This window comes from Spongiactinospora rosea, from assembly GCF_003315795.1.
In the GTDB taxonomy this organism is placed as follows: Bacteria; Actinomycetota; Actinomycetes; order Streptosporangiales; family Streptosporangiaceae; genus Spongiactinospora; species Spongiactinospora rosea.
Genome location: NZ_QMEY01000016.1, coordinates 1 through 12,709, shown reverse-complemented (window position 1 = coordinate 12,709; position 12,709 = coordinate 1). Strand labels below are relative to the sequence as shown.

The 12,709-nt window shown below is 70.5% G+C and carries 13 protein-coding genes; 2 read left to right on the top strand and 11 right to left on the bottom strand.

Features of this window, described 5'->3' with window-relative positions:
* Positions 1–233 precede the first annotated feature (233 nt).
* Entirely contained in the window at positions 234–473 is a 240-nt protein-coding gene (locus tag DP939_RS29380) for a hypothetical protein (protein WP_113984077.1), read from the bottom strand.
* Positions 474–1,463: 990 nt separating this feature from the next.
* Complete coding sequence (locus DP939_RS29375) at positions 1,464–2,174, bottom strand: hypothetical protein (protein ID WP_113984076.1); 711 nt, start codon at positions 2,172–2,174, stop codon at positions 1,464–1,466.
* A gap of 321 nt (positions 2,175–2,495) precedes the next feature.
* On the opposite strand from DP939_RS29375, the gene DP939_RS29370 reads away from it, so the two are divergent.
* Together DP939_RS29370 and DP939_RS29365 are read left to right on the top strand one after the other, a co-directional pair.
* Positions 2,496–3,743, top strand: coding sequence for a class I SAM-dependent methyltransferase (locus tag DP939_RS29370; RefSeq protein WP_113984075.1), 1,248 nt, complete (start codon positions 2,496–2,498; stop codon positions 3,741–3,743).
* A 208-nt stretch (positions 3,744–3,951) separates the two neighbouring features.
* A complete protein-coding gene (locus DP939_RS29365; RefSeq protein WP_113984074.1) occupies positions 3,952–5,304 on the top strand; it encodes a coiled-coil domain-containing protein in 1,353 nt (450 codons plus the stop codon).
* Positions 5,305–5,316: 12 nt separating this feature from the next.
* On the opposite strand, the gene tsaD is transcribed toward DP939_RS29365, so the two are convergent.
* The 9 genes from tsaD to DP939_RS29320 all read right to left on the bottom strand — a co-directional run.
* On the bottom strand, positions 5,317–6,348 hold the full coding sequence (gene tsaD, locus DP939_RS29360) for a tRNA (adenosine(37)-N6)-threonylcarbamoyltransferase complex transferase subunit TsaD (RefSeq protein ID WP_113984073.1): 1,032 nt from the start codon (positions 6,346–6,348) through the stop codon (positions 5,317–5,319).
* Complete coding sequence (gene rimI / locus DP939_RS29355) at positions 6,341–6,772, bottom strand: ribosomal protein S18-alanine N-acetyltransferase (protein WP_113984214.1); 432 nt, start codon at positions 6,770–6,772, stop codon at positions 6,341–6,343. The genes tsaD and rimI overlap by 8 nt, the downstream gene beginning before the upstream one ends.
* A gap of 29 nt (positions 6,773–6,801) precedes the next feature.
* Entirely contained in the window at positions 6,802–7,455 is a 654-nt protein-coding gene (gene tsaB / locus DP939_RS29350; protein ID WP_113984072.1) for a tRNA (adenosine(37)-N6)-threonylcarbamoyltransferase complex dimerization subunit type 1 TsaB, read from the bottom strand.
* A gap of 61 nt (positions 7,456–7,516) precedes the next feature.
* Positions 7,517–8,476 carry an aminoglycoside phosphotransferase family protein gene (locus DP939_RS29345; protein WP_113984213.1) on the bottom strand — a complete coding sequence of 320 codons (960 nt, stop codon included), beginning with the start codon at positions 8,474–8,476 and terminating at the stop codon, positions 7,517–7,519.
* Between the two features lie 50 nt (positions 8,477–8,526).
* Positions 8,527–9,081 carry a class F sortase gene (locus DP939_RS29340; protein WP_113984071.1) on the bottom strand — a complete coding sequence of 185 codons (555 nt, stop codon included), beginning with the start codon at positions 9,079–9,081 and terminating at the stop codon, positions 8,527–8,529.
* 33 nt (positions 9,082–9,114) lie between these two features.
* Positions 9,115–9,765 (bottom strand): hypothetical protein, encoded by a 651-nt coding sequence (locus DP939_RS29335; protein ID WP_147268189.1) that lies wholly within the window; start codon positions 9,763–9,765, stop codon positions 9,115–9,117.
* Between the two features lie 571 nt (positions 9,766–10,336).
* Positions 10,337–10,810 (bottom strand): tRNA (adenosine(37)-N6)-threonylcarbamoyltransferase complex ATPase subunit type 1 TsaE, encoded by a 474-nt coding sequence (tsaE, locus tag DP939_RS29330; protein WP_404828613.1) that lies wholly within the window; start codon positions 10,808–10,810, stop codon positions 10,337–10,339.
* Positions 10,807–11,856 carry an alpha/beta fold hydrolase gene (locus tag DP939_RS29325; protein ID WP_113984068.1) on the bottom strand — a complete coding sequence of 350 codons (1,050 nt, stop codon included), beginning with the start codon at positions 11,854–11,856 and terminating at the stop codon, positions 10,807–10,809. The genes tsaE and DP939_RS29325 overlap by 4 nt, the downstream gene beginning before the upstream one ends.
* A 646-nt stretch (positions 11,857–12,502) precedes the next feature.
* The coding region (locus DP939_RS29320) for a transposase (RefSeq protein WP_147268188.1) at positions 12,503–12,709 on the bottom strand (207 nt) is incomplete at its 5' end.

The window sequence follows — 12,709 nt, the reverse complement described above, 5'->3', positions numbered from 1 at the left end:
AACGTGAACGAACAGACCAGGAACGGCGATAAGCGGACCCGCCGCCGCCCGCCCCCTCTCGCTCCCCGGCCCAGGCCGGCCGCCCCCGCAGACCGCGAGTCCGCGTCGCAGGTGAGCGGCCGGCCAATGGTGCCCGACCGGCCAGGAGTGCACGGTGGCGAAGGATCCACGTGCTGCCCCCATGAGCGAATCGCTGCTTCGGCACCCGCTCGTCGAGGCTTGCCGGGGGCACCTTAGTTCTGGTGCACCCGGAAGCTGCAGTCCGTCGACTCGTTGTTGGAGTTCGTGACCGGGCCCAGCGGGATGATCGGGATGAAGATGTCCCCGATGGTGCGGTTACCGCAGACGTTAACATTTCCGCTCTGCTCCGCAGCGTTGCTTTCCCAGCCCTCACCCGCATACGCCGGCGTGGAAAGTCCCAGGGCGGCAAAGCCGGCGACAACGGCGCTGCCGACGATGAACTTCTTGAGCATGACAATCTCCCGTTCGATCTGGTCTGATAGCCCGGCCTCCCTCCGTGGATGCCGAGCCACTAATTAGTAGACCTGAGACATTGCGCCAATAGCAAGCGAATAGCGGTAAAGAAAGCCCAACTCTCACCGGTACACCCTTTAGTGGGATAAAAGCGACATACTGGGCGGGCGTATCATTCCAAATTGGACGCCATCCCATCAAACCTCTCAGTGGCAATATTTCCCTCCGGTTCAATGTCGAGAGCCGGTCGATCGCGAACCGCCATGGCAAGTACGGCGGCCGGATCCCGCAGCGTGCAGGAATTGCGACGACCAAGACCGTTCCACGACCGTTCCACCGGGTGAGCGACGAGGCCGAACCGGACGGCACCGGGTCGGGACGAGCGGGCGTCCCGAACGTGGCCGTGGGCCGCTCGGCCGCACATGCCCAGGGGCGGGGCGGCGCCGCCCGTTCGCGGGCCTGCGACGGACGCACGCGGCGGCCCGGCCAACGGCTCCGAGAGCGGGCCTGGCGTCCGCCGAAGGGGGGACAGGGGAACGTTCTGACCGGACATCGCGCAGGCCGTGTGTTGGTCCCGCCGCCCGGCCGGGTCCGAGACGCACGCCAGGCGGCCCCGGCGCGGATACCGATGGTGGGCGCGGGACGCGGGCCGGGTATCCGGCCATGGGCGCGGCCGGGCGCCCCTCATTCCGCCATGCGTCGGCGGGGGACCCGCGTCAAGGGGTCGGTTCAGGCCGAGCGGCCTGCGGGATCGCATCGCACGGGGGCGGCCTGGGAGGTCAGGCGCATTCCGCCGACGGGCTCACTTCGGACGGGTCTGCCGGGGCGCGCGGGAGTGCCCGTTCGACATGGACGTCTCAGGGTGATGGAGACCGGCCGTTCCGCCCTGGTGGGGGCATGGGAAAAGGGGGCCGGCATGACCCTGCCCGGCCCCTGTGGGGGACGGCACCCGGCCCGTTCGTCGCGAACCGGGTGCGCGTGCCGACGCGTCAGTCCTGGCTCAGGACGGCGCTGTTGTGCTCCGAGTCCTCGAAGACCCAGCCCTCAAGGTCAAGCCCGGACTTCTTGTATCCGGGCTTCTTGTACTCATGCTTCTTGTGGTCGTACTTCTTCTCGTCGTACTTCTTGTCGTCCGACTTCTTGTCGTCGGACTTCTTCTCGTCGTCCCACTTCTCGTCGGACTTCTTCTCTTCCGGCTTCTTGTACTCAGGCTTCTTCCACTCGTGCTTCTTGTGGTCCGCCTTGTCGGCCTCGACGTACGTGTACTTCTTCTCTTCCTCGTAGTTCACGTCCGTCGAGTCGTCCTTGTTGAACGAGTCTTTGGCCGTGGCCTCCTTGTTGTAGGAGCCCTTGGCCGAGTCGTCCTTGTTGAAGGACTTCTCGACTTCGATCTCCCGGTCGTGGGAGTCCTTCGACTTCTTGTTCTTGAAGTCCCTGTTGAAAGAGTCATCGGTGTACACGTACCGGTCGCAGTCGCTACGGCGGTGCTTCTTGTCCTGGGCGTTGTAGATGCCCTCGAACGACGTACCCACCCAGTGACCGACGTTGTTCTTCTCAACGTCGCACAGGTACACGTAGTACAGCGTGTTGACGGTCTCGTGCTTCTTCTCGGCAGGCTTCTTCGTCGGCTCGGTGCCGGCGCTCGCCTGGGCGGCGAAGGTCATGGCCAGACCTGCGGCCAGCAGGCCCGCGGTTGTCATCTTCCTGATCATCGCTTTGCGACTCCGTACTTCGTGCTCGCCAGGCAAAAGTTGGACGGTCTCGAATCGAACTCACCAACTCGCCACTCGAATCTTCCGTCGTCTTGAATACCTCTGATCCCAGAAAGACAAACAACACCATCCCTTTTCCTGGCATCACCCACTTGCGCCGTGTTTGCCCGCCAAGGGCACTCCTGTTGGGTGCCGGGTAAATCGCAACTATGCAAGATCTATCACTTATGACCTAAATATGGTGACTTATCCCCTCATATGCACCGCTCCTGGACCACCCGGAGGGCCCCCTGCGATAGCGTCGGGAACATGAACCTTGACGCATTTCTTGAGCTCCTGACGAGCCGCGGGCAGGCCGCCCTGACCATGGCCATGGAGCTGGCGTCGAGGGACGATCCGGTCGCGGCGGCCACCGCGCTCCGCCGCGTCCACCCGGCGGATCTGGCCACGGCGGCGCTCACCCAGGCGCGCCTGCGCACCCGCGCCCACGCCAAGTTCGGCCCCGACGCCGCCCGCATGTACTTCACCCCGGACGGCCTGGAACAGGCCACCCGCCCCGAGGTCGCCGCCCACCGCGCCCGCCGAATCGCCACCGGCCCGGACGACGCGGCGGGCAGGTCGGTGGCGGATCTGTGCTGCGGGATCGGGGGCGATGCGATCGAGCTGGCGCGGGCCGGGCTGAGGGTGGTGGCGGTGGATCGCGACCCGCTCACCGCCGCCGTCGCGCAGGCCAACATCGACGCGCTCGGCCTCTCCGACCTCGTCCGGGTCCGTACCGCCGAGGCCGCCTCCGTCGATCCCCGCGACCACGACGTCGTGTTCCTGGACCCGGCCCGGCGTACCTCGGCCAGGCGGGTGTTCGACCCGATGTCCTACTCCCCTCCCCTGCCCGACGCGCTCGCCATGGCGGCGGCGGCCCGCGGGGCGTGCCTGAAGGTGGCCCCGGGGCTGCCGTACGAGTTCGTGCCGGAGGGGGCGGAGGCTGAGTGGGTCTCGTACCGCGGCGAGGTCAAGGAGGCGGCCATCTGGCTCGGCGACCTCGCCGGGCCATCGGCCGAAGGCTCGGAACGGCCCTTCCTGCGGAGAGCGACGATGCTCCCGTACGGAATGACCCTGGCCACCGGCCCCGGCTCGTCCGAGACGGCTCCCGAAACCGGCCCGCCCGGCCGCTACCTGTACGAACCGGACGGCGCCGCGATCCGGGCGCACCTGGTCGCCGACATCGCCGCCTCCGTGGGCGGGCGGCTGCTGGACCCGCGGATCGCGTACATCACCGGTGACGAGGACGTCGACACGCCCTGGGCCGCGCGCTACGAGGTCAGCGAGGTGATGCCGTTCTCGCTCAAGCGGCTGCGGGCGGCGCTGCGCGAGCGGCGGGTCGGCACCGTGACGCTGAAGAAGCGCGGCTCGGCCGTGGACATCGAACGGCTACGCCGAGATCTCCGCCTTTCCGGGGAGAATTCCCTCACGGTGGTACTTACCCGTATCGCCGAAAAGCCGTTCGCACTTCTCTGCACCGCCACCGCCCCGGCGAAACACACCGCCTCCCTGATTTAGGGACAATTCCTCGACAATCACCAAGTTTTTGATTACCGGCATCCGATCCCGCCAGGACGGGCTACAGTTTTGGAGCCTCGGAGGGACCCGCCGTCAGTGACTCGGTGAGGTCGTCCACACCGGTCGGGCCCATGCGGCCCCCCGGGCTCCGAGCCTCGACCATCCCACCGCTGTTCGGCCGACCGTCGGCGAGCGAAGGAGCCATTCGGTGGACCACTCCGGCAACACCCTGTTGCAGGCAGGCAGTCAGACCGCCATCTCCGAGCGCATGCGCGAACTCCTCGCGCGCGCTGCCCAGGACCACGTCTACGAGCAGCGCACGCAGGGTGCGGTGCTGGACGAGATCCGGCAGCGGCTGGAGGGCATGGAGTGGCTGCTGCGCGAGGTACGCGAGCGTGAGCTGGGCGGCCTCAGCGGCGGTCTCGACGCCGTGTCCGGACGCCTGGACGAGATCACCACCCGCCCGCCCTCCTGGGCCGAGGGGCTGGCGCAGCACATCGAGGCCGTGCGCGACCACGTGGACGTGGTCGGTGTCCACGTCGACGCGGTCGGCGAGCAGGTCAAGCCCATCGCCGAGCTGCCCAGCGTGTGGGCCGACATCGGCGCGGTGGGCGAGAACGTCGAGCAGGCCCTGTCACGCCTCGCGACGCTGGTGGAGGGCACCCAGGCGGTGTCCCAGCGGATCGGCGACTTCACCGCCCGCCTCGGTCAGATGCAGAGCAGCATGGAGGCGGCGGCGGGCCGGTTCGCCCGGCTGGACAAGGCGGTGGCCGACCTCGCCCAGCGCCGGCAGGACGACACCACCGCCCTCACCGCCCGCGTCGAGACGGCCATCGAGCGGATCGGCGGCCTGCTCGGCGTCGCCGAGACCCAGATGACCGAGCGGGTGGAGGGCACGGAGACGCGGCTGTCCGAACGCCTCGACGCGCTGGAGGGGCGGATCAGCGAGATCGTCGGCGGCGGTGAGGCGAGAGTCGGTGAGCGGATCGACACGGCGGAGTCCAGGCTGGGCGAGCGCATCGACGCCGTCGGCCCGGCGGCCGGTGAGCAGGCGGGCAGGCACATCGAGGGGCGCGTCGAGGCGCTGGGCGAGCGGATCGGGCAGGCCGATGACCGGCTCGCGGCGGCGGCGGAGGTACTGACCGGGCTCGGCGGCCGCCTCGACAAGGTCGACACCCGGCTGTCCGAGCTGGCCGGCGGGGCCGAGGAGACCAGGGAGCAGATCGAGGCGGTGGACGACCACGTGGAGGCGGTCAACCAGCGCATCGGCCAGCTTCCGGCCACGCTCGGCATCGGCGAACGCGTCGGCGAGAAGGTCGGCGAACTCCTCGACGCGCAGAGCGAGGACCACGCCAGGCGCTTCGAGGCCCTGTCCAAGGCCGCCGCCGCGCTCACCGAGCTGATCGACGCCCACCCCGACCGCGACCAGCTCACCGAGGCGGTGAGCGAGGTCGTCCAGCCCGCCCACGCCGACCTCACCCGCAGGCTCAGCGCGCTTGAGGAGACCATGCTGGCCCTGGCCGAGGCGCTGCTGCGCCCGGCCAGGACCGCCAAGGACTGACCGAGGGGCCGCTCAGACGTGGACGGTGGTGATCGGCAGCGAGGAGTCGGCCGGGATGGTGAGGGCGGAGGGAGCCGCGCCGCCGCTCACCAGGTCGGCGCCGAGCGCGGCGACCATCGCGCCGTTGTCGGTGCACAGGCCGGGCCGGGGCACTCGCAGCCGGATGCCCGCGGCCTGGCAGCGTTCCCTGGCCAGCGCGCGCAGCCGCGAGTTGGCCGCCACACCGCCGCCGATGAGCAGGTCGCGTACGTCGTACCGGCGGCAGGCGTCGATCGCCTTGCGGGTCAGCACATCGACGACCGCCTCCTGGAACGACGCCGCCACGTCGGGCACGTGGATCGACTCGCCGGCCGCCCGGCGGGCCTCCACCCAGCGCGCCACGGCCGTCTTCAGGCCGGAGAAGGAGAAGTCCAGCGTGCCGTCGTCGTACTTGCCGCGCGGGAAGGCGACGGCCGCGCCCGAGCCCTCGCGGGCCTCGCGGTCGATGTGCGGGCCGCCCGGGAACGGCAGCCCGAGCACCCTGGCGACCTTGTCGAACGCCTCGCCCGCCGCGTCGTCCACGGTCGAGCCGAGCGAGATCACGTCGTGCGCCACGTCGGGGACGAGCAGCAGCGACGAGTGCCCGCCGGACACCAGCAGGGCCACGCACGGCTTGGGCAGCGGCCCGTGTTCGAGCTGGTCCACCGCGACGTGCGCGGCCAGGTGGTTCACGCCGTACAGCGGGACGCCGAGCCCGAGGGAGTACGCCTTCGCGGCGGCGACCCCGACCAGCAGCGCCCCGGCGAGCCCGGGACCGGCCGTGACGGCGATGGCGTCGATGTCGCCGAAGCCCACCCCGGCCTCGGCCAAAGCCCGCTCCACGGCGGGCGTCATGGCCTCCAGGTGGGCCCTGGAAGCCACCTCGGGCACCACTCCGCCGAACCTCGCGTGCTGCTCCACGCTGGAGGCGATCGTGTTGGCCAGCAGCGTGTGGCCCCTGACGATGCCCACGCCGGTCTCGTCGCAGGAGGTCTCGATGCCCAGCACGAGCGGTTGGTCAGCCATGCAGCTTCCTCATCATCGTGATCGCGTCGGTGCCGTCGTCGTAGTAGCCGCGGCGTACGCCGAGCTCCGTGAAGCCGTACCGCTCGTAGACGCCTCTGGCCTGCGGGTTGTCGGCGCGCACCTCAAGGAAGACGCTGGTGGCGCCGCGGCGTGCCGCCTCGGCCAGCAGCTCGCGCAGCATGGCCCCGCCGACGCCGGTGCCCTGGTGCGCGGCCGTGACGGCGATGGTCTGCACATCGGCCTGGTCGCCCGCGGCGGCGAGCCCGGCGTATCCCACGATCTCCCCGCCCACCAGCGCCACCACGTAGTGGCGGGTCCGCGGCTGGTCGTCCAGCTCGCCGCGGAGCATGCCCTCGCTCCACGCGTCGGCGGGGAACGTGGAACGCTCGATCTCAAGCACGGCGGGCAGGTCGTCCACGGTCATGGGGCGCAGCGCCGCGGAGGGCTCGCCGGTCACGCCGTCACCCGCTTCGGCGCGCCGGGCACCTGCGCGTCGGGGCGGCGCAGGTAGATCGGCAGCGGCGGGTCCAGCTCCGCGCCCGCGGTGATGCGGGCGGCGGCGATGGCGGCCAGCGCGCCCGCCGACGGGTGCTCGGGCGCGTCCTGGACCACCCGGCCGGGGCCGATGATCTCGGCGTACATCAGGCCGCCCGCCCCGATGACCGGCAGCTCGGCGGGCAGGTCGTGCGGCCTGTCCACGAACGGCCCGGCCTCGCGCGTGCCGTCGGCGGCGTAGCGGGCCCAGAAGACCTCTTTGCGCCGGGCGTCGGTGGCCGCGATGAAGGGCCGGGACATGCCGGCCGCGTGCGCCAGAGCGTCGAGCGTGCCGACGCCGTACGCCGGAACCTGCGCGGCGGCGGCGAGCGCCTGGGCGGTCGCCAGGCCGACCCGCAGCCCGGTGTAGGGGCCGGGGCCGGTGCCCGCGACGATGGCGGTCAGCTCGCGCGGCGTCGCACCGGCCTCGCGCAGCACCGCCTGAACAGCGGGAATCAGCAGCTCACCGTGTCGCCGGGCGTCAATCGTGGTGGACTCCGCGAGCACCCGGGCACCGTCGTAAATCGCAGCGGTGACCGCGGGGGTCGCCGTGTCAAAGGCCAGGACCAGCACGAACGTCTAGCCTATCGGCTCCCGGACGTGCCCACGCCCGCCGGCGCCCAGGTGGGCGGGGTCAGTCCGGCCAGCCGGTGCGGAGGCGCAGCCAGTCGAGCGCCACGACGCCCTGGGCCCGCTGGAAGGCCCGCAGACTGGGCAGACCGGGCGGATCGGGCCGACGGCTCATCCTCAGCATGAACCCGGCGAGCGCCGCCACCACCGCGGTCACCGCGCCGGGGTCGGCGACGCGGCCGAGCGGGTGCCCGTCAAGGACCTCCTGCGGCGGCGGCCCGCCCTGCATTCGCACGCTGGGCAGCATCTGCACCAGGTCGTACCAGGCCGCCCCCCGGCTCGCCCACGCCCAGTCCACGATCACCACCCGGTCACCGGTCAGCAGTACGTTGTCGGCGCGGATGTCGGCGTGTACCAGCGTCTCGCCCGCCACCCCCAGCGGCCAGTCCGCCTCGATCGCGGCCAGCGCGTCGAGGTGGCGCACCGCCCACGGGTGCAGGCCGGTGACGTCTTCGCCGCCGGCCAGCCTGCGCCAGCCGGTGAAGGCCCGCGCCAGGCGGTCTTCGAGGGCGGGAACGGCGGGCGGGGCGGGCAGCCGAGCCAGCTCGCCCAGCGCGCCGAGCACCCGGGCCAGCTCGTCGGGCCGCCAGGGCATGGCGGGCTGGCGTCCGTCCACGTCGTCGAAGACGAGCGCCACCCAGCCGTCGGTGTCGAACGCGGCGAGCAGCCGCGGCACGGGAGCCGTGGCGGGCAGCGCGGCGGAGATCTTGGCCTCTTCGAGGTACATCCCGCGGGAGTCGGGGTTGACCTCGGACCCGACCGCCTTGACGAACGCCCGGCGTCCGTCGGCGAGCCGCAGCCGGGCCGCGGCGGCGGGCGAGAACCCGCCGACCTGCGTGACGGCCTCGACGACACGCCCGCCCAGGTGCTCCTCGACGGCCGCGCGCACGGCCGGGGGCACCTTGTGCCAGGGCAGCCGGACACCGGCCGCCCGTGGGACGGCGATCTCGTCCTGGTCGCTCATCCACACATGGTTTCGCATCGCGCCGGCGTCCGGCGAGCGGTTTTAGCGGGTCAAGCCCGCTTGACCAGGGAGGCGTACACGATGATGTTGTCGCGGTACTCGTGCTTGGACCAGTCGAACGAACCGCCGCAGGTGACCAGCCGCAGGCCGTCCTCCACGTAGACGCGGCGGGCCGGGAAGCGGTTCTTGTCCACCTGTTCCACCGACTGGACCCGGTACCTCGCCACCTTGCCGTCGCTGCGCTCGACCCGGATCTCCTGGCCCTTGCGAAGCTGCCTGAGCCGGTAGAACACGGCGGGCGCGGTCTTGGTGTCCACGTGGCCGATGATGACCGACGCGCCCTCGTCCCCGGGGACCGCGCTGTGCCGGAACCATCCGGCCGTGTCCGGTTTCTCGTACGGGGGCAGTTCGACCTCGCCGTCGCCGGACATGCCGAGCTTCATCAGCGGCGCCTCCAGCTTCAGCGCCGGGATGTCGATGCTCCGGGGCACCACGCCGGCCTGGGAGGCCGGTCGTTCCTCCTGCCCGCCGCGGTTGATCGCGACCAGTACCGCGCCGGTGACCACCCCCGCCAGGACGATGCGGCCCCACCGTGTTTCCGCCATGCCAGGTGCTTTGCTACTTGCTCGCCAGGACGCCTACGAGCGACGACGCCGTACGACGGCCACGCCGACGCCACCCGCCAGCGCCGCGCCGAGCAACAGCGCGGTCAGGCCGGGCGACAGGCCCTCGTCGCTCTGGGCGGCCCCGGCCGCGGTACCGCCGCCGCCCGCCTTCGGCGCCTTGGTCGGCACCACCGTGGGCTCGTCCTTGTCGGCGGTCACCCGCAGCCGCCCTCTGCCGGTGTCGTTGGTGCCCTCGCACTTGACATCGACGTTGTAGCGGCCGGGGTCGGCCCCACTGCGCACCTGGGCCTCGCCACGGACCCACGGAACGGGGGCGGGCTGGCCGTCGGCGGTCGCGGTGGGCGTGGGCGGCGGCACGGGGTCCAGGGTGACGGCCCGGACGAACGCGTCGGAGGTCGCGCTGCCACTGTGCTCCGGGCCGCCGTTCGGCACGGGACAGTTGGCCAGGATCCACACGCTGGACTCTTCGCCCTCGATCACGCTGTCGGGATTGAGCCGGACCGTGATGTTCTGACGCCCGGGCCCGGTCGGCGCGGGCGTTGCCCCCGAATCGGTCGGCGTCGGCGCGGGCGTGGGCGCCCCGGTACCGGCCTCCGCACTGCACCCCACCACACCGATCATCGCGAGGGCCCCCACGGCCGTGACACGCCTGATTCTCGACACCGCTGCCACCGCGTGCTCCACTTCGCCGTCGACTGTTGATCGCCCAATGAACCTGATACCCCGAAATATCAGCCCAACCCGCCGCAGGCGATCTTCAAGACCGATGATCTATATCAACCGGGACTGACGTCAAGCGTCCCAAAAACCCGCCCCGTGTGGTGGCGGAAAACGTAAGAGCTACCTAGTGGATACGCCCACCACTTCCCACAGAACAACAAACCCCCCATCCCGATCCGCGACAGGCGAACCACGAGTTCGCGCCAGCCCCAACTCCGGGCAATCGACACCACGGCTCACCCCTCGGACGGCCCGCCCCAAACCAGCGGACACCAACCCCAGAAGAGGACATACGGAATCGAACAGCCGAAACTCAACCACCTACCGAGGCACCGACCCCACGTACGCGGACGATCCGGGGACGGAAAGGCCGCGGCTTCAGTCGGCCGTCATGGACCAGCGGACACCAACCCCAGGAGGGGGCATACGGAATCGAACAGCCGAAACTCAACCACCTACCGAGGCACCGACTCCACATGCGTGGACGGATCCGGGCGCAAACAGCGCCGGGGCTTCAGTCGGCCGTCGTGGACCAGCGGGGGCCTATGCCGTGGAGGTGGACGATGCGGGTCTCGTCGCCACCGTCCTCCTCCGGGCGTTCGATGGAGACCTCCAGGCGCTCGTCGGTGAGCCCTTCGACCAGGCCCTCGCCCCACTCGACGACCGTCACCGACTCCTCCAGCGAGGCGTCCAGATCGAGGTCGTCGACCTCCAGCCGGCCGCCGAGGCGGTAGGCGTCGGCGTGTACCAGGGGCGGTCCGCCGCACAGCGACGGGTGTACGCGTGCTATCACGAACGTCGGCGAGGTGATCGGCCCGCGTACCTTCAGGCCGTCGGCCAGCCCCTGGACCAGCGTGGTCTTCCCCGCGCCGAGCGGCCCGGACAGCACCAGAAGATCACCGGCCGACAGTAGCTCGGCCAGCTCGGCTCCCAGCGCCCGCATGTCGTCGGCGGTCGCCGCCACCCGGCGCTCCTCCATCGCGGTCATCCCTCCCCGGCGGCCTGCTTCAGCAGGTCGCGCAGCGCGTCGTTGACCACGCCCGGGCGCTCCAGTTGTACCAGGTGCGAGGTGTCCGGCACCTGGGTGAACCGCGCGTGCGGGAGCGCCGCGGCGATGGCGCCCGCGTGCTCGGGCGGGGTCAGCCAGTCCTTCTCGCCCACCAGGATCGCGGTGGGCACATCGCCGAGAACGCCCAGCGCGCTCAGCTTGTCGTGCGACATCAGCGCCGGATAGAACTCGGCGATGACCTCTGTCGGCGTGGATCTGATCATCGATTCGACGAAGTCGACGACGGTCGGGCTCGCGTTCGCCGAATCGCCGAACCCGAACAGCCGCAATCCCAAGAATGCCACGTCACTGCCCGCCTGCCGCCCCCGGTCGACCCAGGCCCCGCGACGGCCGATCGCCGACACGGCGGTGGGCGCGACCTTGTGCACCGCCTTGGACACCAGCGCGGGCAGCCCCAGCGTCAGCTCCGCGAGCTTGCCCGCCGACGTGGAGATCAGCGCCACGCCGCGCACCCGCTCACGGAACAGCTCCGGACGGCGGTCGGCCAGCGCCATGATGGTCATGCCGCCCATGGAGTGGCCGACCAGGATGCAGGGGCCTGGTACCAGGGCCTCGATCACCTCGGCGAGGTCGTCACCGAGACGGTCGATCGTGGAGTCCTCGGCGGGGCTGCGCTGCGAGCGCCCGTGGCAGCGCTGGTCCCACAGCACCACACGGTGGGTGCCGCTCAGGTCGCGCCGCTGGTAGTGCCAGGAGTCGAGGTTGAGCGTGTACCCATGGCAGAGCACCACGGTGAGCGGCGCGTCCTCCACGCCGTCGACCTCGCAGTACAGACTGACGCCGTCGGAGGTGACCACGGTCTCGGCACGTCCGCGCAGTTCGCCGAACGGCTCGCCCGCCTCGGGGTCGGGACGCAACCGGATGCGGCCCACGGCGTAACGCTTGGCCAGCGCCACCGCCGCCACCCCGGCGGACGCGACACCGACGACCGCGCCCGCGATACCGGCCCTCCGCCGCCTACTCATCCCGGCCTCCTCGCGGTGTCCGAGTCCCCGGCGCAGGAGAACACCGGGGTATACGACATCCCGGGCATTCTGCCCTGACCATCCACGAAACCCAACGGCACCCCCGCCCCAACCCCTCGTACGCCCATTATTTCCCCGCCGAACCAGTACTCCGCCCATTACCTTGACCCACCGAGGACCGAGGGACGCGGCCGCGCCTGGACGGAGGAGACGAGGCTCCGAAGGCACCCGGGCCCCTTGCGCAAGGGCGGCGTCCCGCCGAGTGGTGTCAATGGGAACAGCCCAGGGCCGCGGGGAAGCACCATCACCGGGTAGGACGCGATCCCCCTGACCGTCACGGGCCTTCACTTCGCGCAAGCGAAGAGCCCGCCCCTCGCCACGCTCGAACGTTTCCCCGCTGCCACGCTCCGCCCGGCACTGCCGCCACTCAAGTGCTGTACGCCCCGGCCCAGGCTCTCGGTACGGATCGCGCCCCACAGACCCACCCCTCGCAACGCTCGACCATTTCCCCACTGCCACACTCCGCCCGACACCGCCACTGCTCATGAGCTTGTTCCGGTTTGACGGACATCCCAGATCAGGGGTTAGGGGGGTATCACTCTAAGGGTTCTGCCAAGATTTTCGTGGTTACGGAATGTAGCTTTGATCAGCGGTGCAAGATCATCTTGCGGAGGAGCAGGAATCCGGCGCGGCCGAACATCAGCCGCTTGATCATTTTGATCTTGTTGACGACGCCTTCGGCAGGCCCGTTGCTGTAGGGCAGGGTGATTCCGGCACAGACAGCGTCGAGGTCGAGGGTCAGGCCCCGGATAAAGCTGTGCAGGTGGGGCAGGTCTTCGACCTGCACCATGGT